Genomic DNA, 26,755 nt, shown 5'->3' on the forward strand with positions numbered 1-26,755 from the left:
AAAAAGACATCATAATCAAAACTGATTATGATGTCTTTTTAATTAGAAGCATTTGCGTAACGTTTGCGTTTTGAACGGTTCGGAATATCACCAACGTATTGGACTACGTTTAGCTTCCGAATCGAAGTTACTTTAATTTTACCTGGGTAACTTAAGTCATTTTCAATTTTAGATTGAACTTTTCTAGTCATATTAGCCATATCAGAATCACTTAACTTCTTAGGATCAACGATAATTCTAATTTCTCGTCCAGCTTGAATAGCATAACTTTCTTTAACACCAGATTGCGTATTTGCAATTTTTTCAAGGTTCTTAAGCCTAGTAACATATTCTTCAACTGATTCACTTCGTGCCCCAGGACGAGCTCCTGAGATAGCATCAGCGGTTGAAATGATGGTTGCAATTAAACTAATTGGCTCAACATCACCATGGTGAGCAGCAATTGCGTTTACAATAATTGGATCCTCGTGATAGGTCTCAGCAAGTTTGACCCCTAATTCAACGTGGGTTCCCTCAACTTCATGGTCAATTGATTTTCCAATATCATGTAACATCCCAGCACGACGAGCTAACTGTGAATTCAACCCCAACTCACTAGCAATGACCCCCGCAATTTGGGCAACTTCAATTGAATGGTAAAGAACATTTTGGCCATAACTGGTCCGAAATTTCAATCGCCCAATAATCTTCATTAAATCAGGATTCATAGTCCCTAAATGCAGCGAAAGCACCACATCTTCACCAGTTTCACGTAGTTCATCATTTACATCATGAGTCGCGTTGCTAACCTGAGTTTCAATATTATTATTGTTAATTTGACGTGAAACGATCAGTGAATTCAGTGTCCGCCGAACTACCTCGCGTCGAATTGGATCATGGGTAACAATATGAAGCATCAAATAATCATCTGGATCAAACATTAGATGCGTCCCAGTCAATGATTCAATTAAACGAAGGTGTTGTTCATCATGACTTAACAGGCGATTTTTAATTTCTGCAGTTGGAACGTTAACACTTCGTTCAATGTGACTTCGTGGTACATCTTCAGGACCCCTTTGAATCGCCTCAATAATAATATTATCTGCTATTCGATTTGCGTAGGTTTCAGTGGATTCACGTAGGTATTTGACCTCAATATCACTTTCCCGTTTCAATTCATGAGCAGTGTTATCAAGAACGATTCGTTTAACGGTCTCATCATCAAGCTGACTGCTTTGATTTAAAATTAAGTGCCGCTTATTAACCAACTGATCAGCAGCAGCTTGGGTTTTTTTAACATTTTGCTTGCTTTGTGAGTTCAGCGTTTTCATCTCATTAAACCGTTTTTCATCATCATCAATCCGATTACTAAGCTGCTTCAGATATTCATCATGTTGCCGAATCCGAACTTCCCTAGTCTGATTATCAGCCCTTTGAGTGTTCAGGTCCTCTAAAATGGTCTGTTCATAATCAGCAGTTTGGGCTTGATTTTTCTTAATGATCCGTTGCTTTTTGTTTTCAATATGGGTTCGCTTCGCTTGTAAATAATCACTTGCCTGTTTTTTTGCTTCAGCTAACTTTTTGTCTGTTTGCTTATTACTGGCAATGATACCGCACATTCCCCCCACAACTAGCATTAATAATCCTACTAATGGGTACAACAAATATCCCCTCCCTTCTACTTTAAAATCCTATATAATATGATAACATATTTATTTTGTGATGGAATCCAATAATTGGTAAAGGACAGCCTTGTTTTGCGGCGCCACTTCAAAGCTACCAATTTGTTCAGGCGTTTGTTGAACTTGGTTGGGAGCGTCAGTATCGGCAATAAAATCATGGTCAAAATCAATTAATGAACTAACGCTATCTGGTTTCATTTCAAAATGGAACTGAAGCCCGATGATGTTATCTCCCAACATGAAACCTTGATTTTGATCGATTTGATTAGCAAATAATCTTTTGGCATCGGGAGGCAATGTAAATTGTTGGCCATGCCAATGCAAAACGGTCAACTCTTCTGGTAACTCCAGTGGGCTTTGGCTATCTGAATGAACGGGGAACCAACCAATTTCAGGTACGATCGTGTTATCAATCATCCCACCAAAAGCAAGCGCGATTTGTTGAGCTCCCAAACAAACCCCAAAGATCGGCTTATGGGCATCATGAGCACGATGAATTAAATCTCGTTCATCAGCAAGCCATGAATCACTATCTTCAGCACTGTTGCCACCACCCATAATGACTAGTAGATCAAATTGGTCGACCCGAAAACGATTCACAAGTGCTCCCATATCGGGGCGGATCGTAAACACATCGTAGTTATTGTCTTCGGCCCAATCCTGAATTAATCCAGGTCCTTCTACCTCATTATGTTGTAAAACTAACATTTTCATTTTAATAACCCTCTTTAAATTTAAGTTCATACATTATAATTATAACTAAAATTTGCTATTAGGTCGATTACTTGGCCCGTTCTAGTATTCAGAAATCACTTTTGGCTGTATAATACAGCTAAGGAGTGATCTTATGTTATCTATTTTCGGACAAAGACTACGGGCCTTAAGACGGGGACATAATTTGACCCAGAGCCAATTAGCCGCCGCTTTAAACAAACAGTTTGAGTCTAAGCCCCATCCCAATACGGAAGCACAATTGGGCAAATGGGAACTAGGCCTTCGTTCACCTTCGATTCCAGAACTAATCAAATTAGCGACCTTTTTTAACGTTAGCATTGATTTTTTAGTTGGAAGAAACGACGATAATATCAAAGATATCGCCCGTTCATTAATTAGTGCAGACGACTTACAATTCGATGAAAACCCACTTTCCAGAAACGATAAGCGCGAGATTTTTGAATTAATTCGTGCATACATGATTGGTCAACAAAATCATAACGATAAAAAGCAAGCTAATAACCACCAAGAAGAATTAAACCTTGACTTTGGTCCTGAAACAGAAGAATAAGGAGGGTTCACCCATTAACCGTAAAAAATTAATCAAAAAGCTGAAAAAAAACAACCAAGTTACCCATCGGCCTAGTTATATTGAACAATTAAAACAATATGCTGACCTATTCAGCGATTTTGGTGAAATTAAATTTTTAATCAATAATGTGTTAATTAGTGATCAGCTATTGAGCGCTGGCAATCTACCGCAGGATATGCCTAATTTATTACTGCCAGATAATATCCAAGATACCATTTTTCAAACCGTTAATAAACAATTTCCAGCCGACAGTGATGAGGGCGATCAATTATGGAATCAATATTCAGATGCGCTTCCTAAACTAGATAAACAATTACGTTCTTATCGTGATTACCTCGAAGAACAGTACGGGATGTGGGCTTATATTTCAGCTCCATTCACAAAGGCAATTTCTGAATACGTTGGCAATGAAACGGTGTTGGAAGTAATGGCTGGCAACGGTTATATTTCAAAGGGGCTCAGGAATAATAATACAAACGTAATTGCAACCGATAGTTTAGAATGGGTCAATGAGAACGAAACTGGTAAGCATCCAGTGACTAATGTCGAAAAACTAGATGCACTAACGGCTTTTCATAAGTATGAATCAACCGTTGATACCATTATCATGTGTTGGTCACCAGACGGGGTTCCAGTTGACTGGGAGCTGTTACAAGCAATTCGTAAAGCTGAACGTAAAATTAAGTTAATCGTAATTGGTGAAAAAAACGGTGCTACCAACTCAAAGCAATTCTGGCAAAATGCTGAATTTACTGATCAGAAGGCAGCCAAAGAACTTAATTTACACCACCAACCATTTGATTTGATTCATGATCAGTTATACATTGTAAAATAAAAGACCCTGTCTAAGACGGGGTCTTTTTAGTAAATTAATTTGTCTGTTCGGCATCTGTATCGATTGCCTCATCATTAGAATTAATTTTGTCAATTTGAAGTTGGGCCCATTGGGTCACCTTATTTAACATTTCAGATTGATCAGCGATAAATTCATTAGCAGAAGCTAGTTCATCAATTCTAAGCTTAGAGCGATTAACTTCTGGTGATTCAACAATCATGTAAACGTTAATGGGTTGCACCCCATCTCCTGACATGATCTTACTGATTGCTTTTACATAGTTGAAAGGCAAATTGATAATTCCCGTTTCCAACTTAAAAACAATATCAGAATCATCTACAATTAAACGTGCTTGAGCAATTTGATTGCTTTGAATTTGTTCAGTAATAAATTTAAGCATTGGTGCAAAAACAGAAGCTAAATCATTTTCCAATGCAGATTTTTTAATTGTAAAATTAGTAGCAGCAAATTGTTCATTAGTCACCTGATCGATAAATTTTTGAACATCCATTTCCATTTTTATTTTCACCGTTTCCTATTTATTTTTTCGTTTTAACCTAGCAGCAACTCGTTTTTGAGAATTTTTAAACACCATTTGAAACCACACAACACTAATCAAGATGCCTAAAATTCCAAACAAGAGGTTAATAATTCTAATCCAGATGTTAATAGAACCATCAGTAATTAAAGTAACCGATGTAATAAAACTAAGCGTGTAAAAAATCATTATTAATCCTAAAATATGATAAGCAAATTGAATTTTCAAGTAAGCTAGTCCAATTGGCAATAAGTATAACACACACGCAATCAGGACCGTTTTAATTAGTGCGTCTCCGCTAAGTAACGAAGACCCCACCCACATCACTACATTAATTAAAATATACACAAATAGTGAGCATATGGCTCCGATATTCAACTCTTTATTTTGCATTTTCCCCATCCATTCTGAATCATTATCTAGTATAACAATGCCACAATCCATTAACATAAACAACTATTATTACTAATTTTTATTAGTCGGGAGGACTTCGAATGAGTTGGCAATACCATTTAACCGCAAGGAGAACTTGCACAGTTCGTGAATTATTAAGTCAACAACTGTTAATTCCCAAACACCTTATTTTTAAACTAAGACGGGCCCAGCGGGTTTTGGTTAACGACCATTACCTGCCAATGAATTTTACAGTTGAAGATGGCGACCAAGTGGACTTAACCTTTGAGCCCACTGACTTTCAACCCGTTCAAATTCCGATTGCCGATTCATCGACCGGCGTAGAACCAATTTATGAAACCGACGATCTAATCGTTATCAACAAACAGCGTGGTGATAAAACGCATCCGAATCAACCTGGCGAAACAGGGGCCACCATTAATCATGTGGCAGCATACTTAGCTGATAAACAACAACGACCATATATCATTCACCGACTCGATCAACAAACATCTGGGGCAATCATCTTTGGTAAAAATCCGGTCGTTGTCCCAATTTTGACCCGTTTAATTAGTGAGAAACAAATCAAACGCACATACCTAGCTTGGGTTACAGGAACAATGAACACCATGGCTGGAACCATTGAAATGCCGATCGGATTGGATCCAAATGATCAAAGAAAGCGCATGGTCAACGGTCAAAACGCCGTTTCAGCTATCACCCACTATCAAGTAATTCAGCAGCGAGCGAACCAAACATTGCTGGAAGTCCGCCTAGCAACTGGCCGCACCCACCAAATTCGGGTCCATTTAGCAGCAATTGGACACCCATTGATTGGTGATCCATTATATAATCCCACAAGCAATGGCCCGCTTCAACTCCATTCATATCGGTTAGATTTAATTCAACCATTTGAAATGCAACATCATTTAATTGAAGCCCCGATACCAGATGATTTCATTATGTAAAAAAAGTTCCGAACCCATTCAGGTTCGGAACTTTTTTGCTTGTCAGCAATTAATGTTTAAGATTAATTACTTCTTTAAAGGCTTCCATTTCCAGTCGTTAACTTCTGGTAAATCAGTACCTTCATCACGGATGTAAGCATTGTGCTTAGCAACCATGTCTTCCATCCGACGAACGAATGATTGACCCTTAACGGCGTATTCTGGAACGTCGTTAACAACTTCCTTAGCAAGGTCGTAACGGTCAAGTTGGTTAAGAACACGCATGTCAAATGGAGTAGTAATATCACCATTTTCACGGTAACCGTGAACGTGAACGTTGTGGTTGTGACGATCGAAGAAGATACCCTTGATCATGTCTTCGAAGCCGTGGAATGCGAATACCACTGGCTTGTCAGTAGTGAACAATTGATCGAACTTAGCATCGCTCAAACCACGAGGGTCGTTTTCAGGAGTACGAAGTCTTAATAAATCAACAACGTTGATGAAACGAATCTTCATTTCTGGGAATTCATCGTTTAATAATGAAATTGCAGCTAAAGCTTCCCAAGTAGGTTCAGTACCAGCAGCAGCGATAACTACGTCAGGTTCTTCACCTTGGTCAGTAGATGCCCAGTCGATGTAACCTAAACCATCCTTAACAAGGTTGGTAGCTTCTTCGATTGAGAACCATTGTGGACGTGGGTGCTTTGAAGTAACGATTAAGTTAATCTTTTCGTAACTTCTGAATGCAACGTCACCAACAGCTAATAAAGTATTAGCATCGGCTGGCAAGTATTCACGAATGAATTCAGGCTTCTTTTCAGCCAAGTGAGTAAGCATACCTGGATCTTGGTGAGTGTAACCATTGTGATCTTGTTGGAATACAGTGGAAGTATCAACAAAGTTCAATGATGGGTAGTGCTTACGCCAAGTTTGTTCAGCAGCCTTACGTAACCACTTGAAGTGTTGAGTTAACATTGAGTCAACAACACGACCGAATGATTCGTAAGTAGCAAAGAATCCATGACGACCAGTTAGAACGTAACCTTCTAACCAACCTTCAGCTTGGTGTTCTGATAATTGTGAGTCAATTAATTGACCATGGTTAGCCATGTAAGCATCGTTTGGTTCTTCAATTTCTTCCATCCATTGACGGTTAGTGTTTTCAAACACACCGTAAAGACGGTTTGACATTGATTCATCAGGACCAAATGCACGGAAATTAGTTGGGTTAAGTTTAACAACTTCACCTAACCAGTTTGACCATACAACCATGTCTTGAGCAACTGGTTGACCGTGGCCTTCAGCGTTAACGTCAACGGCAAAGTCGCGGTAGTCAGGTAACTTCAATGGTTCTGGCTTGATCCCACCATTAGTGATAGGGTTCATAGCCATTCTTTGGTCACCCTTAGGTGCCATATCGATAACTTCTTGCTTGATAGTACCATCATCGTTTAAGAAGTCTTCTGGCTTGTATGACTTCAACCAGTCAACAAGCATGTCAGCATGTTCCATCTTTTCAGCAGAGATGTCAAGTGGAACTTGGTGAGCACGGAATGAGTTTTCGATTGGTTCGCCTTCAAGGTTCTTCTTTGGACCAGTCCAACCCTTAGGAGTACGAACAACGATAACTGGCCATACAGGTTCCTTAACGTGGTCAGGAGTTTCGTTTTCACGAGCATGCTTTTGGATTGCTTGGATGTCTTCAATAGCAGCATCCAATACCTTAGCCATCTTTTCGTGGTAAGCCATATGATCGTCGAAGTCAGTACCATTTTCAACAAAGGTAGCCTTCCAGCCAAGACCCTTGAAGTAATCAGAAATTTCTTCGTCAGTCATACGGTTTAATAAAGTAGGGTTTGAAATCTTGAACCCATTTAAGTTAATGATTGGTAAAACGGCACCATCAGTGATTGGGTTGATGAACTTGCTTGAGAACCAACCAGCAGCTAATGGACCAGTTTCGAATTCACCATCACCGATTTCAGTAGCAGCGATAACGTCTGGGTTATCAAGGATTGCACCAACACCGTGTGAAAGTGAGTAACCAAGTTCCCCACCTTCGTGGATTGAACCTGGAGTTTCAGGAGCAGCATGTGAAGCAACCCCACCTGGGAATGAGAATTGCTTGAACAATTTAGCCATACCCTTTTCATCTTGTGAGATGTTAGGGTAGATTTCTGAGTAACTACCATCAAGGTATGAGTTGGAAACCATAACTTGGCCACCATGACCTGAACCTTCGATGTAGAACATGTTAAGGTTGTACTTCTTAATTGCACGGTTTAAATGTGCGTAAATGAAAGTTTGGGAAGTAATAGTACCCCAATGTCCGATTGGTTTAACTTTAACATCATCAGAAGTCAAAGGCTTCTTTAATAATGGATTGGCACGCAAGTAAAGTTGACCTACTGATAAGTAGTTAGCAGCACGCCAGTACTTGTCAACTTCTTCCAAATATTCTTTGGAATCGAAATTTTCTGCCATTTAATAACACTCCTTTAGTAAATTAAATACATAGATTAACGTCAACATAAAATTAACCAAATACGATTAATTTTATTTACAATCACTATGATAATAGATTTAAATTAAAAGTCAACCTTTTTGCAAATTGATACGCACCAATTTGAAAGTCGACTTTTAATCATTACGTATATTATGAATGAAAACGGTTAAATAGTCCAATCTTTTATGATAATTATTAACCTTTTCTTAACTGATTTGAACAAACGTATTATACTTCAGATATTGATAGTGTAATCGCATATTAGAAAATTCAAACGGGGTTCCATCATCAAGGAAAAAAATCCCTTCCATAACTCCAACGGGTTCATTTGGCTTTAATCCCAATAGCTTTTGATCATCTTCAGTTGATGGCTCAGCCATAATTGACATAAACGACCTGGTCACAGTTTTACCGACCTCCGATTCCAAGTAGTTAAAAATCGATCCAGAGACAATCTGTTTTGTTAACTTCGGGGTAATACTAATCGGAATGTACCCCGTTTCGATCATAAACGGTTGGTTACCAAAAGAACGTAGGCGCTTAATTTCATAAACAAAATCATCTTCATCTAAAAATAAGTCTTGCTGTAAATCCTCACTAGCAGGCACCACCTTAAAATCCAGTAACTTGATCTGTGGGGATTCTCCCTGACTTTCCATACTATCTGTGATTCCAATATTAGAACCATCATAATGAAAAATTGTTTTTGCTTTCATAAAAAGGGGATTAACAAATGTTCCTGCGCCCCGCTTTTTGAAAATAATTCCCTGATCAGCCAGAAATGATAACGCACGTTTGATTGAGCTTCTACTAACTCCGTAAGATTCACTCAAAGAACGTTCATCTGGTAATCGATTGTTGGGAAATTCATTGCGGCTAATTCGCGTTTTTAAATCTTGCATCACTTTGTGATAAACTAAATCTGCCATTTCACTACTCCTCGAAAACGTCCAATTAATCATAATTGTATTCAGTATAACAGAATATTAAACGCTTTTTAAAAATGAAAATTCAATATGCTAGAATATATAAATAAAAAGGTGGTAATTAATGTGTCTAAAAAATCAAAATTAAAAAAAACGCTGGTTGAAAAAATTCTAGATAAGGCTAAGGTTAGCTATAAACAATTTGAATTTGCGACCCACATGCAAGGCGATGTTGCTCAACTTGACGTAAATCATGGTGATATTGATGAACATCGGGTTTACAAGACCCTTGTGTTGACTGGTAAGACGACCGGCCCTGTTGTCGGAGTCGTTCCGTTGGACAAGCATCTCAACGAAAAAGAACTCGCCCGTGTCTCTGGAAATAAAAAGGTCAACATGGTGCCATTAAAAGAACTTGAGAAAACCACTGGTTATGAACACGGTGCTAATACCCCAATCGGGATCTGGGAAAAATTCGAATACCCGATTTACATCGATCGTTCGGCGGAAAAACAGGGTAAAATCCTTGTTTCTTCAGGTAAAATTGGTAGATCTGTAGAATTAGATGCAGTGGATTTAAAAAATCTCGTTCATGCAGAATTTGCTGATATCGCAACGGAAAATTAACATGACAGATATTATTAAGTTATTAATTAGCACGAACGCAACTGTGATGGTAGAAATATTAATATTTCCGATCATCATTATTTGTGCATTAAGAAAAGTCAGTCATGGCTGCAAACAGCTAATTGCTAATCGCTATGGGGTGCGAGGACAAGTGCTTTTTGGTAGCTTAGGGATTTTTATCCACGAACTCAGTCACATGATAGTTGCAATTTTGTTTGGTCATAAAATCACAGGGGTTCGCTTAATCCACGTTCCCAGAGGAGCAGAAGATAATAAATTAGGATATGTCAACCACTCCTTCAACCCGAAAAGTGGTTACCAACGATTTGGTAACCTCATGATCGGCATTGCGCCCATTTTCGGCTGTACAGCAATCCTATTCATTGCAACTTGGTTATTAGAACCAGCGCTACTCAACAGCTTATCCACCCTGCCAAACTGGTCATTTCCAATCAGCATTCTTTCAATTTCATCTATCTGGAAGCTATTAGCTTTAATATTAGTTGCTAGTTCTATTGCAATTGGTGGATTCGACCTAAGTGCAGATGATTTAAGCAATATTAAATTTGGGTTATTCATCCTTTTGATCTTAATCATCGTGGTATCTAGTTTTGCCACCCTACTGGGCGTTGCCCCAATTTATCTAAATTGGATGCACACAACTAGCATGATTATCAACGGGGTCCTTTGCCTATCACTGATCGTTACGGTATTAAGCAACGGGTTGATTCGCCTTATTACGAACCATTAGTCCCCCCATTCGACCTTAAATTCAGTCAAAAATTCCTGCATTACTTTTTGACGAACTCGTGCCATTTCACGTGCTGTATCGGTATTTAAACTATTTTTGATATTCAATAGTTTTTCATAAAAATGATTTACGATCGTTGTAGGGTTCCGATATTCTTCAATCGTCATTTGAGAACGCGGTTTTAAGGATGGATCATACATCTTTTCACCCAAGTGACCCCCGTAGTAAAAGGCTCTAGCAATTCCGACCGCACCAATGGCATCCAATCGATCGGCATCTTGGACGATCTGCCCCTCAACGGTTAATTCATAATGATGTTCTAGGTTTTTACTAAATGACATGTGTTCAATGATATCTAAAATGGCATCAATTTTAGACCCAGAATAATGCCATTCTTGCAGCTTAGACTTAACGATCGCAATCTGTTTACCAGGATCATCAACTAGTTTATCGTCAATTAAATCATGCATATAAGCAGCTGTTAGGGCAACGAGCGCATCTGCACGTGATTCGTTCACCAAGATCGATTGAACGTTGTTCACTACCCGTTCAACGTGGTCAAAGCTATGGCCAGTCCGATCGTTTCGCATCTGATTTTTAACATATGGCGCAACTTGATTAAAAGCAGTTTCCATTGTTTATTCATTCCTTCTCAATAATAAATATCAATAGTTTATCATAGTTTATTTTCTAAATTATACCAATTAGAAATTAAAAGCAATCCAGTTGGCAATTTGCCGCAAAATGGATTGCTTTTTTAATTATCATGATTTAAATTCACCGTTCGATGCTAATTGGTCCTAAATTTATCAAAGAGCATCCCCAACTGTGTTCGAACCCATTGCATTAGTAAAATCAGTGGATAAGCACTCACAACGATAATCAAAGCAAATCCCCATAGTGGACTATTGAACACCGAAACTAGTGAGAAAAAGTTACCAACTACCATAAAAGTAAATAGGAAGATCAGACCAGTTGCAGCTGCCACCAGTGCCTTAAATTTATTAAGCGGTTGTGAGACCATCAGTAATGCGATCCAACAACAAACCCCAGTTGCTAATACACTTAGGGTTGAAGTTTGCGAATATGCCATCGGCCATTCTCGCGACGCAAATAAAATTGCTAACACGTAAAAGACAATGCTAATTGCCACTGGGCCTGCAATATCAATAATCTTCTTGGTAAATTGGTCGGTCACTCGTTGGTAATTAGGCTCCAACGCTAAGATGAACGAAGGTAACCCAATCATGAACGTAGAGATTGGGGTCAATTGAATCGGTAAGAATGGATAGTCATGAGTTGCAAAAATAAATAGCACCGTCAGAATCGTTGAATAAATCGTCTTGATCAAATAAAGCGAGGCCACACTTCCGATATTATTGATTACTCGACGGCCTTCTTTTAAGACATCGATCATTGAATCGAAATTCGAGTCGATTAAAACGAAGTTCGCAATACTCTTTGCGCTTTCACTTCCTGAAGCCATTACAATTCCACAGTCAGACTGTTTCAAGGCCGGCATGTCATTAACTCCATCTCCAGTCATGGCCACCGTATGCCCATCATTTTGATACCCCTTAATTAACTCGCGCTTTTGATTGGGCGTCACCCGTCCAAAAACGGTGTAAGTTTTAGTTAATTGTTGATAGTCAGGATCGGACCCCACCGTTGACATATCGATGTATTGATTGGCATTCTTAATTTTTACCCGTCTAGCAATGCTCGATACGGTAACGGGGTCATCACCAGAAATCACTTTAATATCAACATCTTGCGATGCAAAAAATTTTAATGTTCGTTCAGCATTTGGTCTGATCACATCTGATATCAAGATCAAGCCAATTATTAACGGATTAACGGGGCGTTCATCTGCAAAGCGATCAGCTTTAGCAATCGCTAGCACCCGATTTCCCTGGGCCGCATATTTTTTCACCAGCGCTGCTTGGTCATCGGATAGGTGATCCACCACAAATTGAGGTGCTCCAACCATAAAACTACCATTATTAAAAGATGCACCGCTCCACTTTCGAGCCGATGAGAACGGATGGACCTCAGTCGCCTGCCAACCAGGATTAGGCATCGCAGCTTTCAAGGCGGTCGCAGTTTCATTATCATCACCGATACTGTGGACAGCAGCACCAACCATTTCCTTTAAAGCGTTGGTTGAATAACCAGTAAACGGGACTAATTTTTCAAACGCTAATTGACCACTTGTGATGGTTCCAGTCTTATCGAGGCAAATCGTATCGACCCGTGCTAACGTTTCGATTACGGGGAGGTTACGAACCAATACCCGTTTGTGGGCTAATTTCATTGCAGAAACCGCAAGCGTCATTGATGATAACAAAACCAGTCCTTCCGGAATCATTCCAGTTGCGGCCGCCACCGTTCCTAAAATTGCGTTATTAACATCGCTGCCCCGTAAAATTTTGGAAGTAAAAAGGATAATCCCTAATGGGATGATGATAAACGTCAAGATCTTAATGATGCGATTAATCGCGTTCAACATCTTACCGTTAGAATCACCGTCATCTTTTGCTACCGCTGAAATTTGATTAACGAACGAAGCCTGCCCTACCTTAACAGCAACCATTTTAGCATTGCCACTAACGACCGAGCTGGCCGAGGTGATTTCATCCCCTGGTTGTTTGGAAATTGAATCCGACTCACCAGTAATCTGGGATTCATCAACCTCTAAAGCGCTAGTGGTGAGGACGATTCCATCAACTGGCACCTGACTACCACGCGTTAATTCGATCACATCCCCGACCACAATTTGATTCGGGTCAATCGTCACGGTTTGTCCGTCCCGAATCACCGTCGTTTTATCACGCGATAACAAAGTCATCTTATCAATTTGGCGTTTCGAACGAATTTCTTGAAACGAACCAATTACCGTATTAATAACTGCAACCACCAGGAATAATAAGTTTTTATAACTCCCTGTGTAAATAACAAAAGCTGCTAAAACAACATTAATTAAATTAAATAACGTAAATGTGTTAATTTTAATTATCTGCCAGACGCTCTTCGTTAACGTCTTGGGCGAATGATTAATTTCATCAGCTTCAACCTTAGCCTTGACTTGATCTGCGGTTAATCCGCGATCAAAATCGACTTGATGCCAATCGATAGCCATAGATGACCACCCTTCCTAATAATAGTTCTAATACCTATTGTATAATACTTTAGTGCAGAGGTGAAAATGTTTGCTATCATAAAACCATTCGTCTTATTATATTCTTATTAAATAAGAGGAGGCTTTTTTCTTCATGGATAATTCAATTATGGATACTTTTAAGTTACGTGATGGAAACGAAATTCCAATGGAGGGATTCGGAACATATAAAATCAACGAACAAGCTGAAATGGATGCCGCTATTAAAATGGCCTATGAAGTCGGTTATCGGCTTTTCGATACTGCTCAATTTTATGGCAATGAAGCCGTTTTAGGTCAGGCCATTAAAAACGTTGGTTTAAGTCGGAGTGACGTTTTTATTACGACTAAGATTCCAGAACCAAAGCAGGGGTATGATTCAACCCTTAAAGCCGTTGACGAATCACTACAAAGACTGCAAACTAACTACCTTGACTTAGTATTGATTCACTGGCCAATCCACTCTGAATTTTTCAATACCTGGCGGGCGTTAGAAGATGCTAAGGCCGCTGGTAAAATTAAATCAATTGGGGTTAGTAATTACCATCGTACCCATTTGGAATTCCTGAAGACGCAAGCCCGTGAAATGCCCGTGGTGAACCAAATCGAACTCCATCCCTACCTCAGCCAACCCACGATGGTTGATTTCAACCACCAAGCTGGGATTTTAACCCAAGCATGGAGTCCGCTTGGCCGTGGGGCAGTCTTAAACGACCCCGTCATTGCTAAGATTGGTGCAGCTCATGATAAGTCAGTTGCCCAGGTAATCTTAAGATGGCATCTCCAACGGGGGGTGGCGGTTATCCCAAAGTCCAACAAACCCGAACGAGTAAAACAAAATGCTGATGTTTATGATTTCACCCTTTCAGATACCGAAATGAAATTAATTAACGAATTAAATAAGAACCAAAGAACCGGTGACGATCCAGAATTAGTATATGAATTAGAACACCAATACCATTAAAAAAACAGCTTAGTTAGCAAATCATTGCTAATTAAGCTGTTTTTAAATTAGTGACCAGTAATTTGTTTTAACCACTTTTGGTGGGGTTTTAACATGCTAGGGCGTAGAATCGTAAAAGCAATTGAGGAAAAAATAGCCAGTATTAACAGGGATTGCAGTCCCGCTTGAATAAATGACTTCACTGCTTCTTCACTAATGCTACTTGTAACAAATGCAGAGTTAAAATCCCACAATCCATGGATCAGCATCGGCACCAGCAATGATTCCGAACGAATGTACATTGCACATAAAAAACATCCTATGCCAATTGCGAAAATAATTTGGACCAACGTTGTCGGGATACTTTGGTGTAAAAGATTAAAGCCATGAAGGCCGCCGAACATTAAGCTTGAAACAACGACTGCGATGTAAACAGATCGATTCGTCAAGTTTTTAAGCGTACCTAATACCTGTGGGAAGATAATCCCCCGAAAAAGTGTTTCTTCTAAAAGCCCTACGGAACCCACCAATATGGCTATCAACAAATCCACTAAGATTGAATGATGCACCTGATTACTGAGCACCTCTGAAAACAGGGCTAATAAAATCAACAAGACTATAAAAATAAATGGGACTTTAAAGTCAAACCGACTAAACTTAAATGATAATCTTTGTTTAATTACCCAATGGTTAAAAGCCAAAATGATAATAATCCAAAGCCATTCATGGGCTAAAAGCATCATGATGTTAAAAGTATTCAATTCATAGCCAAAACGAACTGGCAACACTAGGTCGAATAAATATGACGATATTGGTAACAAGGCAATTGAAATTACCAGTAAAAGCCAGGTGACTGATTTGGAACGCATTTAAGAATCACCACTCCTAAAATAAAATTGATAAATACAAGAATATGCTTATTTAAAATCGTTTGCAATCATCAAAAAAATCCAGTAACCAATTTAGTTACTGAATCATTTTAATTAATGAATATAAATTGTGATAAAGGTGACTAAACCAAAGATAACTCCTGGAATATTCGAAATAATCAATGGCCAATCACGATAAGTTTTAGCCCATCCATAGTATACCCATAGCGAAGCATTAATTGTCGCAATTGCGTATTGAATTGGTGAGCCGGGTTGCCCGTTTAAGTTCGCAATGATTTGTGGAAAGTAAAAGATGTACATAAGTGAACAGGTAACGATTGCTACCTTACTTAAGTTCTTTAACCGCCGCACTTTTTGTTCGGAAACCTGTTTGCGCTTATCTTTTGGGACGTAGTTGTCTACTTTCAAGTAATAAATCCTCCCTCCGAGAAACAATTTGAAATATCTACATATAGTAAGTATACCATAATTGTTTAGCGGTCTGAAATTACTTCTTATTCGGTATGAACAGAGTCATCTGCCATTTCGCCATGGTCAATGAGATCCATTCCCTTGGTTTCTTCTTCCTTGGTTGCTCTCATTGGAGTTACAAAACTAAGAAGTTTAGCAATTACATAAGCAGCAATCGCTACAAAAACAATCGTGAACAACGTTGCGCCGATTTGAACTAATACTTGGTGCGCACCACCACCGTAAAATAGTCCATTATCAGCAATCGATGGGTTCGCTAACTTAGATGCAAATAATCCAGTTGCGATACTGCCGACCATCCCACTAATTCCATGACAACCAAAAGCATCGAGGGTATCATCCAATTGAATCTTAGGTTTAACGTAGGTAATGAATGTAAAACTGGCAATCGTTGCGATAATTCCGATCCAAAATGCTCCAGCAACGGTTACGTACCCAGTAGCGGGGGTAATTCCAACTAATCCACAGAGCGTTCCTGTACATACCCCCATCAAACTAGCTTTTTTGTTTACCCATACATCTAATAAGAACCAAGTCATCATCGATGCTGCAGTCGCAACGGTCGTTGTCACTGCGGCTTGCATTGCAACATCATTCATTGCTAATGCTGAACCAGCATTGAATCCATACCAACCGATCCAAAGCAATGTTGTTCCAATTAGAACTAGTGGAACACTGTAAGCTTGGAATGGTTTGCCATAGTTAAGACGCTTACCAATTAGCTTGGCTAATACAAAGGCAGTCACCCCAGCATTAATATGAATAACCGTTCCACCAGCAAAGTCTAAAGTCCCCATCTTAGCTAAGAATCCAGTTGAACTCCAAACCATATGTACCATTGGGTAGTAAACTACGATTGACCAAAAGAAGATAAATAGTAAGATAAATTTCAACTTGGTTCTGCCAACGATCGCACCAATAAATAATCCAGGAGTGATAATCGCAAACATCATTTGGAATAACATGTAAACTCCCGTTGGAATTTTACTTGGCTGCAGAGAATTTAAATCAATCCCACTCAAGAAGAAATGCTTAAAATCACCAATAAAAGCCCCGTTACCAACAAATGAAAATCCATAACCAAAAATCACCCACATTAGAGCAATCATACCAGTCATGATGAAAACTAAGAACATAGTATTAACAACGTTCTTCTTGGAAACTAAGCCACCATAGAAGAAAGCTAACCCAGGGGTCATTAATAACACTAGTATTGCAGAAATCAAAACAAAGACTGTACTTCCTAAACTCATCACAATCCACATCCTTTTAACTTTATGTTAGATATTATAACACTGATTTTTTTATTTACCAGTCCTTTTTTAATCAAATGTTTAAAAACTAGCATTCAATGTTATTTCTTATGACATAAAAATAAGCAGCTAGCCAATAATGACTAACTGCTTATCTAGATTGAACCATTAATTATTTAATTTCAATATGCGTATTCTTTTTATTATTAGCACGCTTTGGTAACGTAATCTTCAAAATTCCACCATCATAACTCGCGGTAATCTTTTCGTCATCGATACCTGGTAGGTAGAAGGAACGCGCAACATTGCTAGAAGAACGTTCGCGCCGTAAGACGTTGCCATCCTTGTCATTATCTTCCTTCGTCAAATCGTGAACCGCACGAACACTGAGTGTGTCATCATTATAATCTAACTTAATGTCATTTTTCTTAAAACCTGGTAATTCTGAATCTACTTCATAGTTATCATCATTTTCAACGACATCAGTCTTCATTTGATTACCTGACACAGAAGATAAGAAACTCTTGCCAAAATTACCAAAGAAATCATCCATTGGATCAATTGCAGAATCAATACTTCTTAAATCATTTGTCATAATCATAAGACTCCCTTTGTCATTAAATTGTTTGTAACCTTGATTACATTATCTATGATAGTCGCTTTAACTCAGAATTCAAATATTTAGCACTCATTAATTGAGACTGCTAAAAAGCAGGCTGCAATATTTATTTTAATATCGCTAGTTTAGCTGTATAATTAACATATTATATAAATAAAATATATATTATAGATTCAGAAATGAGGGAACCTTATTGTCTAGTGGGATACAATTAGTAATTATTCTATTTACGTTTTTCTTTGCCGCATTTTCCGTTGCGAGTGAGTTTGCATTAGTGCAAACAAGACTTAGTTCATTGGAAGATGATAAAGCTAGTGGCAACGGTAATCAAAAAAAGTTGGATCGCCAAATTTACATGGTTACACATCTTAATGATTACCTATCAACCACTCAAGTGGGTGTTTCACTTGCTGGAATCATCTTAGGGTGGATTGGTGAACCATTTATTGATCACATGCTTTCTGATGTTTTAGATTTAGTTCACATCAGCGAAGCATCAGCAAAGGGAATCAGTGTTATTATCGGGGTCGGATTGCTAACTTACTTAGAAGTGGTCTTTACTGAAGTTGTACCAAAGAACTTGAGTACTGATAAACCACGGCAGATGCTAGATGTCGTATCCGGACCACTTCATTATCTGCACACCATGTTCTACCCATTTGTTTGGCTACTTAACATCTCTGCTGGTGCGGTAGTTAAAATGATGGGGATCAAGATGGCAGATGAAAACGATGATACTTATTCACAAAACGAAATTCTAATGTTATCCAGAAATGCCGTTCAATCTGGGGAACTAGAAAAGAATGACTACCTATATATGCGGCGGGCTTTTGATCTTAATGATAAGGTTGCTCGTGATATCATGGTCGACCGAACTCAATTAGTGGTGTTAGATATCACTGCAACGGTCAAGGAAGCATTGCGCCTGTACCTACAAATGAAATTCAGTCGAATTCCTGTGGTCGCTAATGGTGATAAGGATCGCATCTTAGGGTACGTTTATAATTACGATTTAGTTCGGCAATCCCGTGTTGATCCAAACATTGGAATTGATAAACTGCTTCGTGATATTACGACGACCTCTGAGAACACGCCGATCACAGAGGTTCTTCAACAAATGATCAAGAACCGCGCTCCAATCGTGGTTGTGGTGGATGAATACGGTGGGACTTCTGGAATTATTACCGATAAGGATATCTACGAAGAATTATTCGGAACTGTCCGTGATGAAATCGATCCAGCTACCAACGAATTTATTTTTAAGCAACCTAAGGGGACCTACCAAGTAAACGGTCGATTAACGACCTATGACTTTGAAAGATACTTTAATACTGATATTAAAGCTTTTGATCGGTCAGACATCGTTACAATTGCCGGGTTCATCATTGATAATTATGATGACCTTAAGGTTGGCAAAGTAATTAAAATCATGAACTTTGAATTTAAGATTTTGGATTATGAAAACTCATTCATTAACTGGTTCGAAGTTACGAACTTGAACGAAGCCAAACCTAAGATTCAAAAGTCGACTTTAGACCAAGTTAAAAAGCATGAATCTGAAGCAGCCGCTGCAAAAGCCAAAGCTGCAGATCAAAGTAACGCTAAATAAAATATCAAAAACGAGCGGTCAATCCCGTTCGTTTTTTTAATTTGATACAATATTAACAGTCAACAAAATTAAGTTAGGAACGTGATATTAGTGGAACCAATTCAAGCCCTCTTCATTTCAATTAGTGGTAATACCAGAAATTTCATGGAATCATTAACTGAATACGCAAGTACCCAACACGCCAACAATAAATCAATGCCATTATTTGAGGCACGAGAAATTAGTGATGCGAGTGATTTTGCAATTGAAGCAAAGCCTTATTTTGCATTCGTCCCCACATATTTGGATGGTGGCAACGGAATTGATAATGGCGTCAAGGAGCTAATGACTAACGTCCTCGGCGAATACATTGCATATGAAGATAATCGCACCCGTTGTCTAGGCGTCATCGGCAGTGGTAATAAAAACTTTAATGAACAATACTGCCTCACTGCCAAGCGTTACGCTCGTGACTTTGGCTTTCCATTTATTGATGATTATGAGCTACGGGGCACCAATGTCGATGTTAAAAGAGTGTATCAAACAATGGTAAATCGACTTAATGAGAGCAACTTTTAAATATCAATATTTTAAGTCAGCTAAAAAAGATTAGCCCAAATCGGGCTAATCTTTTTTATAATACTTATCCTTAATCGGCGTTCCATCAGAAATAATTGAAATCACTTGGTAGCCACGCTGTGCTTTTTGCATTACTGCGGTGGTTTTAAATACCTGCATATGAATCTGATCACCAATATCAAAATGATAGGTTAATTTATAAACAACTACGTATCGATTCCGTCCGATGCGTTTAAAACTACTTACGCTTGGCCGATATGTAGCCTTAAATTGACGTTGATAAAATGAATAAGCGAGTTGATAGATTGATTGATAGAAACGATTATCTTTGCCATCAACAAAGTAATGCCTTAATTTACCAGCATCAGAACCCTTGTTATTTAAGCGCCCTACCTTCGCATACATTGCAGCCAATGTGGTTTGTGCTTGTTGTGAGCCATCAGAACGCTTTTGCAAATGCTTTTTGAACAACATGATGGTACTATTATCATCCTTTTGGGTCACTTTAATTTGCTTTGTGGTCACACCCCGATTAGCGTAATGATACTTGGCGCTTATTTTGAGCGATGCACTCGTTAGGTGCTTTAAATGATAATTTCCATCGGCATCTGCATAGCTCATCACCTTCCCATTTAATAAGATCAAAGCATATGGCATCGTTTTAATTTTCACCGCATAGGTTTTTTGAGCGATCAATTCATTGTCAATCACCACTTGATATTTAGGAAAAATACCAAAATGAGTCCCCGTTTTCTGATATGTAAAAAAACCATCACTAGTATGGTTCCCCGAACCTAAATCACTTTTTAAATGTTCCACTAATTTGGGATTGGCTTTAAAATAGCCAGCGATCATTTTCGTATCATCATGGTGAGTGCGTTTAGAAACAAAATCATGATCAGGGACACCATTGGAAACGCTTGCTACCAATCGATTTAGAGTAACCGACTTAGAGTAGTAAAAATGACCATAACTATACCCACCAACCACGAAGATAATAATGGCAGCTGCAAACGCCCACCGTTTTTTATGCTTAAACGTTTTGAACGTTAGACGTACCCTTTTCGTATCTAAATGAGAGTGGTCTAAATGAGTTTTATTACTGTACTCTTGTAGCCGCGATGGCATTTGTGGAAAAGCGTATAAATCTTCAGGAGTCGGATTTTCCGCTTCTTCATCCTTACTAAAAAAGGCAGTTAAGTTAAATCCACAGTAATCACAGAATTGATTTTCAGCATCATTGGAATGTTGACAACGTGGACATTGAACTTGTTTTTCGGCTGCCATTTAATCACCTCCCCCCTAAAAAATGATAGATAATCTAATTATACTATATTTATTTTAATTTCTCATTTTGTTTTAGCATTCGATTGCGAATCAAGACCATTATGATTGCAAATATAATCAAACCAAATGAAAAGATAAATAGTGAATTATAATTTAAATATTCAACAAAGACGCCAGCATAAAGCGGACCGATTGCGCGCCCTAACGACATTGAAATACTAAAGAATGATTGGTAAAGCCCCTTTTGCGAGTCATTTGCTAACGTATCGATCCAAGCTGGTAAATCTGGAAAGCCAATCATTTCTCCAATCGTAAGGAATGCAATTGTAAATGCAAATGATAGGTAAGAACGATCAAATACCAAGAATAAAAAGGCTAATCCAAAAATAAAGATTCCAAATGAAATCTGTTTACTAATTTCAAATTTGCGTCCAATTTTGCTAACGATCGTTTGGCCGAATATGATCATTAACCCATTAATCGTCCAAATAGAACTATACTCCTCAAAAGACATCCCTAATTGCGTCATATGAATCGGCATGACACTGCCCCAAATCGCATAAATTAAGTAAATACTGAATATCAGAAAACAAATTGCCAACAGTAAATGCATCGTATTTGCCTTGGGGCCGTCAACGTTCTTTACCTGATGGTTATGGTCATATCCTGTAAAGTCAATGTTAAATAGCTTGATCGCCATTAGCAATAAGATCAAATAAAAACCAGCAGTCACCGTGAACACAGTTGTTACTCCATATTTCAACAGGTAGCCAACCATCGCAGTCCCTAGCACCACTCCAATATTCATCCCAATATAGAGAGTATTAAAAACGTACCTAGGACTTTTCGACTTAATCGTCGTGGCGTAAGAATTGATCAAGGTCAAGCTGCCCCCATCCCCCAGTCCATGGATGAGCAATAAAATTGCAAACATTGGCCAACCGTGAAAGAAGACCAACGTAACAATCGATGCTGTTGAAATAAAGATACTGATAAGGGCGGTTTTATAAGCCGACCAGTTATCGAATAAGAACCCACCAATATAATTTCCTAATATCATAAAGGCTGACATTAAAAATAAGATCAACCCGGATTCAGTTAAAGAGCGATGTAAGTAATCGTGCATATACATGGTTGTTAGCGGCCACAAACATGATGAACCTGCGTTTAACAGCGTTGAATAAATCAATACTGATTTCATTCCAACTTCTTTTGGCTTTCCCATTATCTCACCCCATTCCACGTTAAAACCCATTCTAACAAAAAACCACCCTCGCGTTTACTAGGGTGGCCAAAAAGATTAAAATTAATTATTTAATTTTAGTGAACGTATAAGTAGCAGCCGGTGCTGATCCAAACTTAACCTTAGCTAACTTATTATCACTGGTTACCAAGTAGAATTTATTCTTACTTACTAACCGAATGTACATTGTACTGGTCTTCTTAATGCCTTTACCACGATAAGTTAAGGTAATTACGTTCCCATTGACGTTTTTAACGTTAAAAACGGCGTTGTTAAGCAATTTACTATCATAGGTCTTGCTCTTGTATAGGGTTTGATTTAAACCAGTTTCATTATTAAATACCCAGAGTTGTGTGTATTTACCACTGGCACTGGACTTCCAACTGCCCATTAATTCATTGACCTTTGCTGTATTGACACTACTTGAAGAAGTTGAGCTACTAGTAGTCGAACTTGATGAACTAGTGGTTGAACTACTAGTATCCGTAGATCCATCCTTAACAGTTACGATTCGGTAAAAGTAGTTATATGCATTGGATGCCTGGGCATAAACGTAAAGTTTAGTATTAACTGCATACTTTTTAGGAAGTTTGATCGTGTAATTACCCTTACTATCAGAGGTAGTTGAGGCAACCTTTTTACTATTATTCAACTTAACATAAACATTGACGTTCTTAGTAGCAGTTCCTGAGATTTCATTATCTGAAGTAGTAACAGTTGGCACTGTAATTGAAGGTTCTTTAGTATTGACCTTAGCAGCGTTTGCGCCATTCCCAAATGCAAAGAAAGCTAGGAACAGTGCGCCAATTGCAAAAAATAATGGTTTTTTCATGATGGTTCTCCTTTTTGTCATTCGTGACTAGTATATACTTTTATTATATATTAATCATTTTAGAAATTAATAGCAATATAAAAATGGCAAAATCGTTCTTATATTATGTAAATTTAATTAATTTTACTTCCCCTTATTATTTAAGATAGCGTTTACATATTATTAGTGTAAACTCTTTCTTTGATTTTGCATGTGGTATATAATAAGCAACGTGTATTCTGTATGATAAATATTGAATTAATAATTTAAATCTAGGGAGTGTGACAGTATTGGCAACTGAACAAACTGCTTTGCTAACGCTTTTTGGTGCAACTGGTGACTTAGCTTCACGGAAGTTGTATCCTGCCCTTTTCAATTTATATAAAAAGGGAGAAATTAAGGAACATTTTGCATTAATCGGTACTGGTAGAAGAGAATGGGATGATGATAAGTTTCGTTCCGTTGTTTCTGATTCAGTTAAAGGCGCTGCTGAAAATGATCAACAAGTAAGTGACTTTGCTAGTCATTTTTATTACAAGGCACACGATGTTACTAATCCTGAACACTACAAGGTATTAAAGGGATTAGCAGATCAATTAGATGCTAAGTACGACTTAAAGGGTAATCGGATTTTCTACATCTCATTAGCCCCTCGTTTCTTTAGCTTAGTTGCTAACAACTTAAAACAACAAGATGTTTTCTCAGATAATGGTTTTAACCGCCTCATTATTGAAAAGCCATTCGGACACGACTTTGAATCTGCTCAAGAACTAAACGATTCATTGAGTTCCGCTTTTGATGAAGACCAAGTATTTAGAATTGACCATTACTTAGGGAAGGAAATGGTTCAAAACATCGCCGCCCTTCGTTTTGGTAACCCAATGATCGAATCAGTTTGGAACAACCAATTCATCGATAACGTCCAAGTGACCCTTGCTGAAAACATGGGGGTTGGTGAACGGGCTGGATACTACGATACTTCAGGAGCCCTTCGTGATATGGTGCAAAACCACATCATGCAAATCCTAAGCCTATTGGCAATGGACGAACCTAACAAGTACAAGGATACTGAAATCCGTGCTCAAAAGGTGAAGGCATTACAATCACTTCATATTTACGATGAAGAAGAAGTTGCTAAAAACTTTGTTCGTGGCCAATACGGTTCTAAGGGTGACCAAAAGGACTACCGTCATGAAGACAACGTTCCAGAAGACTCCAACACCGAAACATTCGTTGCTGGAAAGCTTGAATTCCAAAACAATCGTTGGGCTGGCGTACCATTCTACGTTCGGACTGGAAAGCTATTAGCTGATAAGTTCGCACGAATCGACGTTGTATTTAAGAAACCTGCATTGGATGACTTTGCACGCGCAAATGGCACTGATCCTCAATTGGTACCAAGTGTAATTACGATTAAGATCGAACCAGACTCTGGTTTTGAAATGCAATTAAACAAGAAGCACGTTGGCCAAGGTTACACGACCGACAGCTTCAAGTTCACTCATGATCTTACTGATGATGAAATGAAGGAAGTTCCACTTCCATACGAACGACTGATCAACGACGCAATGAAGGGTGACCACACTAACTTCGCTAGTTGGGCTGAAGTTGGTCAAGCTTGGAAGTTCGTTGATCAAATCGAAAAGCTTTGGAACAGCACTAAGGCTGATTTCCCTAACTACACACCAGGGACAATGGGCCCTAAGGCTGCTGAGGAATTACTCACCCGTTCCGGTCGGAATTGGGCATTCAGAGCTGAAGATTAATGATTTGAATAAGTTAATTCACTTTTAACGCTCTAAATGTTAAAATAGAGTTGTATTAAAACAAATAATCATATCAAAGTAAGCGTTTACGTTACTTGATGAATTCTTTTATAAAGGAAGGTTTATTTCAATGGCTGATCAAAAAGCAAATATTGGTGTTGTTGGGATGGCTGTTATGGGTAAAAACCTTGCCCTTAACATTGAAAGCCGCGGCTACACTGTAGGTATCTACAACCGTACTGGTGCAAAAACTGAAGAAGTTATGAAGGACCACAGTGACAAGAAGTTAGTTCCAAGTTACTCAGTGGAAGACTTCGTTAAGTCACTAGAAACTCCACGTCGGATTCTTATCATGGTTAAAGCTGGTAAGGCTACTGATGCTGTTATCGATGAATTATTACCACTTCTTGACAAGGGTGATGTTTTAATCGATGGTGGTAACACTAACTTCCACGACACTATGGCTCGTAACGCTCGTCTAGACAAATCTGGTATTAACTTTATCGGAATGGGTGTTTCAGGTGGTGAACTTGGTGCATTGCACGGTCCATCATTGATGCCTGGTGGTCAAAAGTCAGCTTATGACTTAGTTGCCCCAATCTTGGAAAAGATCTCTGCTAAGGCCGAAGATGGCAAGCCATGTGTTGCTTACATCGGACCTAACGGTGCAGGTCACTACGTAAAGATGGTTCATAACGGTATCGAATACGGTGATGAACAATTAATCGACGAAAGTTACGACATTTTACGTCGAGTTGCTGGAATCGATGTTGATGAACTTTCAAACATCTTCAAAGAATGGAACAAGGGTGAACTTAACAGTTACTTAATCGATATCACTGGTGATATCTTAAGCCGTAAGGATGACCTTGGTTCAGGTAAGCCAATCGTTGACTTAATCTTAGATGAAGGTGCTAACAAGGGTACTGGTAAGTGGAGTTCAGAAGATGCTTTAGCATTAGGTGTTCCTCAATCAGTTATCACTGAATCAGTTTACGCTCGTTTCATCTCAATGCTTAAGGATGAAAGAGTTGCTGCTTCTAAGGTTCTTCCAAAGCCAGGTCTTGAATTAGACTTTGACAAGAAGGAACTTGTTGAAAAGGTTCGTGAAGCACTTTACTTCGGTAAGGTTATGAGTTACGCACAAGGATTCGAACAATTACGTTTCGCTTCCGAAGAATACGACTGGGCCCTCAAGTTTGGTGAATTAGCTCAAATCTGGCGTGAAGGTTGTATCATTCGTGCACAATTCCTACAAAACATTACTGATGCCTTTGAAAAGGATCCTAAGTTAACTAACTTACTATTAGACCCTTACTTCACTGACATTGCTAAGAAGTACCAAGACTCAGCTCGTGAAGTTGTTGCACTTGCTACTAAGGCTGGTATTCCAGTACCTACCCTTTCAGCAGCTGTATCATACTACGACTCATACAGAACTGAAGTTCTTCCTGCTAACTTACTACAAGCTCAACGTGACTACTTCGGTGCTCACACTTACAAGCGTGTTGACCGTGAAGGTACTTTCCATTACCCATGGTACAAAGAACAATAAAATTAATTTATTAATTTTAAAAAAGATCTCATCTCTGATGGGATCTTTTTTTTATGCATTTATCTAAAGTATTTCTTAATTTATAAGCATTATAAATTAA

25 protein-coding genes are annotated in these 26,755 nt (G+C 38.5%); 10 read left to right on the plus strand and 15 right to left on the minus strand.

All coding sequences use genetic code 11. The features are described from left to right. Positions 1-38 precede the first annotated feature (38 nt). The gene (rny, locus tag ACSYTE_RS00680) at positions 39-1,640 is read right to left on the minus strand and encodes a ribonuclease Y (RefSeq protein ID WP_491716810.1); all 1,602 of its coding nucleotides are present in this window, start codon (positions 1,638-1,640) and stop codon (positions 39-41) included. Positions 1,641-1,691: 51 nt separating this feature from the next. Next, positions 1,692-2,375: a type 1 glutamine amidotransferase gene (locus tag ACSYTE_RS00685; RefSeq protein ID WP_491716811.1), complete on the minus strand. Its 684-nt coding sequence runs from the start codon at positions 2,373-2,375 to the stop codon at positions 1,692-1,694. A 133-nt stretch (positions 2,376-2,508) separates the two neighbouring features. On the opposite strand from ACSYTE_RS00685, the gene ACSYTE_RS00690 reads away from it, so the two are divergent. Both ACSYTE_RS00690 and ACSYTE_RS00695 read left to right on the plus strand, forming a co-directional pair. Continuing rightward, positions 2,509-2,946, plus strand: coding sequence for a helix-turn-helix domain-containing protein (locus ACSYTE_RS00690; protein ID WP_491716812.1), 438 nt, complete (start codon positions 2,509-2,511; stop codon positions 2,944-2,946). Next, entirely contained in the window at positions 2,924-3,802 is an 879-nt protein-coding gene (locus ACSYTE_RS00695; RefSeq protein ID WP_491716813.1) for an SAM-dependent methyltransferase, read from the plus strand. The genes ACSYTE_RS00690 and ACSYTE_RS00695 overlap by 23 nt, the downstream gene beginning before the upstream one ends. A gap of 34 nt (positions 3,803-3,836) precedes the next feature. Here the strand turns inward: ACSYTE_RS00695 and ACSYTE_RS00700 are convergent, their stop codons facing one another. Further along, on the minus strand, positions 3,837-4,313 hold the full coding sequence (locus ACSYTE_RS00700; protein WP_491716814.1) for a hypothetical protein: 477 nt from the start codon (positions 4,311-4,313) through the stop codon (positions 3,837-3,839). A 24-nt stretch (positions 4,314-4,337) separates the two neighbouring features. After that, on the minus strand, positions 4,338-4,733 hold the full coding sequence (locus tag ACSYTE_RS00705) for a hypothetical protein (RefSeq protein WP_491716815.1): 396 nt from the start codon (positions 4,731-4,733) through the stop codon (positions 4,338-4,340). 101 nt (positions 4,734-4,834) lie between these two features. On the opposite strand from ACSYTE_RS00705, the gene ACSYTE_RS00710 reads away from it, so the two are divergent. After that, entirely contained in the window at positions 4,835-5,701 is an 867-nt protein-coding gene (locus tag ACSYTE_RS00710) for an RluA family pseudouridine synthase (protein WP_491716816.1), read from the plus strand. Positions 5,702-5,767: 66 nt separating this feature from the next. Here the strand turns inward: ACSYTE_RS00710 and ACSYTE_RS00715 are convergent, their stop codons facing one another. Continuing rightward, the gene (locus ACSYTE_RS00715) at positions 5,768-8,167 is read right to left on the minus strand and encodes a phosphoketolase family protein (protein WP_491716817.1); all 2,400 of its coding nucleotides are present in this window, start codon (positions 8,165-8,167) and stop codon (positions 5,768-5,770) included. A gap of 228 nt (positions 8,168-8,395) precedes the next feature. Then, entirely contained in the window at positions 8,396-9,118 is a 723-nt protein-coding gene (locus tag ACSYTE_RS00720) for a GntR family transcriptional regulator (RefSeq protein WP_491716818.1), read from the minus strand. A gap of 87 nt (positions 9,119-9,205) precedes the next feature. Between ACSYTE_RS00720 and ybaK the strand changes: the two genes are divergently transcribed. Next, on the plus strand, positions 9,206-9,742 hold the full coding sequence (gene ybaK / locus ACSYTE_RS00725; protein WP_491716819.1) for a Cys-tRNA(Pro) deacylase: 537 nt from the start codon (positions 9,206-9,208) through the stop codon (positions 9,740-9,742). Between the two features lies 1 nt (position 9,743). Next, positions 9,744-10,493, plus strand: a complete 750-nt coding sequence (locus ACSYTE_RS00730) for a hypothetical protein (protein WP_491716820.1) — start codon at positions 9,744-9,746, stop codon at positions 10,491-10,493. Here ACSYTE_RS00730 and ACSYTE_RS00735 read toward each other — a convergent pair. Both ACSYTE_RS00735 and ACSYTE_RS00740 read right to left on the minus strand, forming a co-directional pair. Next, a complete protein-coding gene (locus tag ACSYTE_RS00735; RefSeq protein ID WP_491716821.1) occupies positions 10,490-11,128 on the minus strand; it encodes an HD domain-containing protein in 639 nt (212 codons plus the stop codon). The genes ACSYTE_RS00730 and ACSYTE_RS00735 overlap by 4 nt on opposite strands. Positions 11,129-11,283: 155 nt before the next feature. Continuing rightward, complete coding sequence (locus tag ACSYTE_RS00740) at positions 11,284-13,632, minus strand: HAD-IC family P-type ATPase (RefSeq protein ID WP_491716822.1); 2,349 nt, start codon at positions 13,630-13,632, stop codon at positions 11,284-11,286. A 133-nt stretch (positions 13,633-13,765) separates the two neighbouring features. On the opposite strand from ACSYTE_RS00740, the gene ACSYTE_RS00745 reads away from it, so the two are divergent. Further along, the gene (locus ACSYTE_RS00745) at positions 13,766-14,614 is read left to right on the plus strand and encodes an aldo/keto reductase (protein WP_491716823.1); all 849 of its coding nucleotides are present in this window, start codon (positions 13,766-13,768) and stop codon (positions 14,612-14,614) included. Positions 14,615-14,661: 47 nt separating this feature from the next. Here ACSYTE_RS00745 and ACSYTE_RS00750 read toward each other — a convergent pair whose 3' ends face one another. The 4 genes from ACSYTE_RS00750 to ACSYTE_RS00765 form a co-directional block, all read right to left on the minus strand. After that, positions 14,662-15,462: a CPBP family intramembrane glutamic endopeptidase gene (locus tag ACSYTE_RS00750; protein ID WP_491716824.1), complete on the minus strand. Its 801-nt coding sequence runs from the start codon at positions 15,460-15,462 to the stop codon at positions 14,662-14,664. A 114-nt stretch (positions 15,463-15,576) separates the two neighbouring features. Then, positions 15,577-15,891 carry a hypothetical protein gene (locus ACSYTE_RS00755; protein ID WP_491716825.1) on the minus strand — a complete coding sequence of 105 codons (315 nt, stop codon included), beginning with the start codon at positions 15,889-15,891 and terminating at the stop codon, positions 15,577-15,579. An 86-nt stretch (positions 15,892-15,977) separates the two neighbouring features. Beyond that, positions 15,978-17,207, minus strand: a complete 1,230-nt coding sequence (locus ACSYTE_RS00760; RefSeq protein ID WP_491716826.1) for an ammonium transporter — start codon at positions 17,205-17,207, stop codon at positions 15,978-15,980. A gap of 172 nt (positions 17,208-17,379) precedes the next feature. Further along, entirely contained in the window at positions 17,380-17,802 is a 423-nt protein-coding gene (locus ACSYTE_RS00765) for an Hsp20/alpha crystallin family protein (RefSeq protein WP_491716827.1), read from the minus strand. Between the two features lie 217 nt (positions 17,803-18,019). Here ACSYTE_RS00765 and ACSYTE_RS00770 point away from each other — a divergent pair, with 217 nt between their 5' ends. Then, the gene (locus tag ACSYTE_RS00770; RefSeq protein WP_491716828.1) at positions 18,020-19,435 is read left to right on the plus strand and encodes a hemolysin family protein; all 1,416 of its coding nucleotides are present in this window, start codon (positions 18,020-18,022) and stop codon (positions 19,433-19,435) included. Positions 19,436-19,525: 90 nt separating this feature from the next. Continuing rightward, positions 19,526-19,993, plus strand: coding sequence for a class Ib ribonucleoside-diphosphate reductase assembly flavoprotein NrdI (gene nrdI, locus ACSYTE_RS00775; protein WP_491716829.1), 468 nt, complete (start codon positions 19,526-19,528; stop codon positions 19,991-19,993). Between the two features lie 45 nt (positions 19,994-20,038). Here nrdI and ACSYTE_RS00780 read toward each other — a convergent pair whose 3' ends face one another. From ACSYTE_RS00780 to ACSYTE_RS00790, 3 genes are all read right to left on the minus strand, one after another. Beyond that, on the minus strand, positions 20,039-21,280 hold the full coding sequence (locus ACSYTE_RS00780; protein ID WP_491716830.1) for a zinc ribbon domain-containing protein: 1,242 nt from the start codon (positions 21,278-21,280) through the stop codon (positions 20,039-20,041). A 49-nt stretch (positions 21,281-21,329) separates the two neighbouring features. After that, complete coding sequence (locus ACSYTE_RS00785; protein ID WP_491716831.1) at positions 21,330-22,505, minus strand: MDR family MFS transporter; 1,176 nt, start codon at positions 22,503-22,505, stop codon at positions 21,330-21,332. An 85-nt stretch (positions 22,506-22,590) separates the two neighbouring features. After that, a complete protein-coding gene (locus ACSYTE_RS00790; RefSeq protein ID WP_491716832.1) occupies positions 22,591-23,355 on the minus strand; it encodes an Ig-like domain-containing protein in 765 nt (254 codons plus the stop codon). Between the two features lie 269 nt (positions 23,356-23,624). Here ACSYTE_RS00790 and zwf point away from each other — a divergent pair, with 269 nt between their 5' ends. After that, a complete protein-coding gene (zwf, locus tag ACSYTE_RS00795; protein ID WP_491716833.1) occupies positions 23,625-25,100 on the plus strand; it encodes a glucose-6-phosphate dehydrogenase in 1,476 nt (491 codons plus the stop codon). A 130-nt stretch (positions 25,101-25,230) separates the two neighbouring features. Continuing rightward, positions 25,231-26,655, plus strand: coding sequence for an NADP-dependent phosphogluconate dehydrogenase (gene gnd / locus ACSYTE_RS00800; RefSeq protein ID WP_491716834.1), 1,425 nt, complete (start codon positions 25,231-25,233; stop codon positions 26,653-26,655). The last annotated feature ends 100 nt before the right edge of the window (positions 26,656-26,755 follow it).

The organism is Nicoliella sp. ESL1120, assembly GCF_058508515.1.

Excerpts from the sequence above, each read along its gene's own strand:
- ACSYTE_RS00685 (WP_491716811.1), bottom strand. The coding sequence starts at position 2,375 with ATGAAAATGTTAGTTTTACAACATAATGAGGTAGAAGGACCTGGATTA.
- ACSYTE_RS00690 (WP_491716812.1), top strand. The coding sequence starts at position 2,509 with ATGTTATCTATTTTCGGACAAAGACTACGGGCCTTAAGACGGGGACAT.
- ACSYTE_RS00700 (WP_491716814.1), bottom strand. The coding sequence starts at position 4,313 with ATGGATGTTCAAAAATTTATCGATCAGGTGACTAATGAACAATTTGCT.
- ACSYTE_RS00705 (WP_491716815.1), bottom strand. The coding sequence starts at position 4,733 with ATGCAAAATAAAGAGTTGAATATCGGAGCCATATGCTCACTATTTGTG.
- ACSYTE_RS00710 (WP_491716816.1), top strand. The coding sequence starts at position 4,835 with ATGAGTTGGCAATACCATTTAACCGCAAGGAGAACTTGCACAGTTCGT.
- ACSYTE_RS00715 (WP_491716817.1), bottom strand. The coding sequence starts at position 8,167 with ATGGCAGAAAATTTCGATTCCAAAGAATATTTGGAAGAAGTTGACAAG.
- ACSYTE_RS00720 (WP_491716818.1), bottom strand. The coding sequence starts at position 9,118 with ATGGCAGATTTAGTTTATCACAAAGTGATGCAAGATTTAAAAACGCGA.
- ybaK (WP_491716819.1), top strand. The coding sequence starts at position 9,206 with ATGCTAGAATATATAAATAAAAAGGTGGTAATTAATGTGTCTAAAAAA.
- ACSYTE_RS00730 (WP_491716820.1), top strand. The coding sequence starts at position 9,744 with ATGACAGATATTATTAAGTTATTAATTAGCACGAACGCAACTGTGATG.
- ACSYTE_RS00735 (WP_491716821.1), bottom strand. The coding sequence starts at position 11,128 with ATGGAAACTGCTTTTAATCAAGTTGCGCCATATGTTAAAAATCAGATG.
- ACSYTE_RS00740 (WP_491716822.1), bottom strand. The coding sequence starts at position 13,632 with ATGGCTATCGATTGGCATCAAGTCGATTTTGATCGCGGATTAACCGCA.
- ACSYTE_RS00745 (WP_491716823.1), top strand. The coding sequence starts at position 13,766 with ATGGATAATTCAATTATGGATACTTTTAAGTTACGTGATGGAAACGAA.
- ACSYTE_RS00750 (WP_491716824.1), bottom strand. The coding sequence starts at position 15,462 with ATGCGTTCCAAATCAGTCACCTGGCTTTTACTGGTAATTTCAATTGCC.
- ACSYTE_RS00760 (WP_491716826.1), bottom strand. The coding sequence starts at position 17,207 with ATGAGTTTAGGAAGTACAGTCTTTGTTTTGATTTCTGCAATACTAGTG.
- ACSYTE_RS00765 (WP_491716827.1), bottom strand. The coding sequence starts at position 17,802 with ATGACAAATGATTTAAGAAGTATTGATTCTGCAATTGATCCAATGGAT.
- ACSYTE_RS00780 (WP_491716830.1), bottom strand. The coding sequence starts at position 21,280 with ATGGCAGCCGAAAAACAAGTTCAATGTCCACGTTGTCAACATTCCAAT.
- ACSYTE_RS00785 (WP_491716831.1), bottom strand. The coding sequence starts at position 22,505 with ATGGGAAAGCCAAAAGAAGTTGGAATGAAATCAGTATTGATTTATTCA.
- ACSYTE_RS00790 (WP_491716832.1), bottom strand. The coding sequence starts at position 23,355 with ATGAAAAAACCATTATTTTTTGCAATTGGCGCACTGTTCCTAGCTTTC.
- gnd (WP_491716834.1), top strand. The coding sequence starts at position 25,231 with ATGGCTGATCAAAAAGCAAATATTGGTGTTGTTGGGATGGCTGTTATG.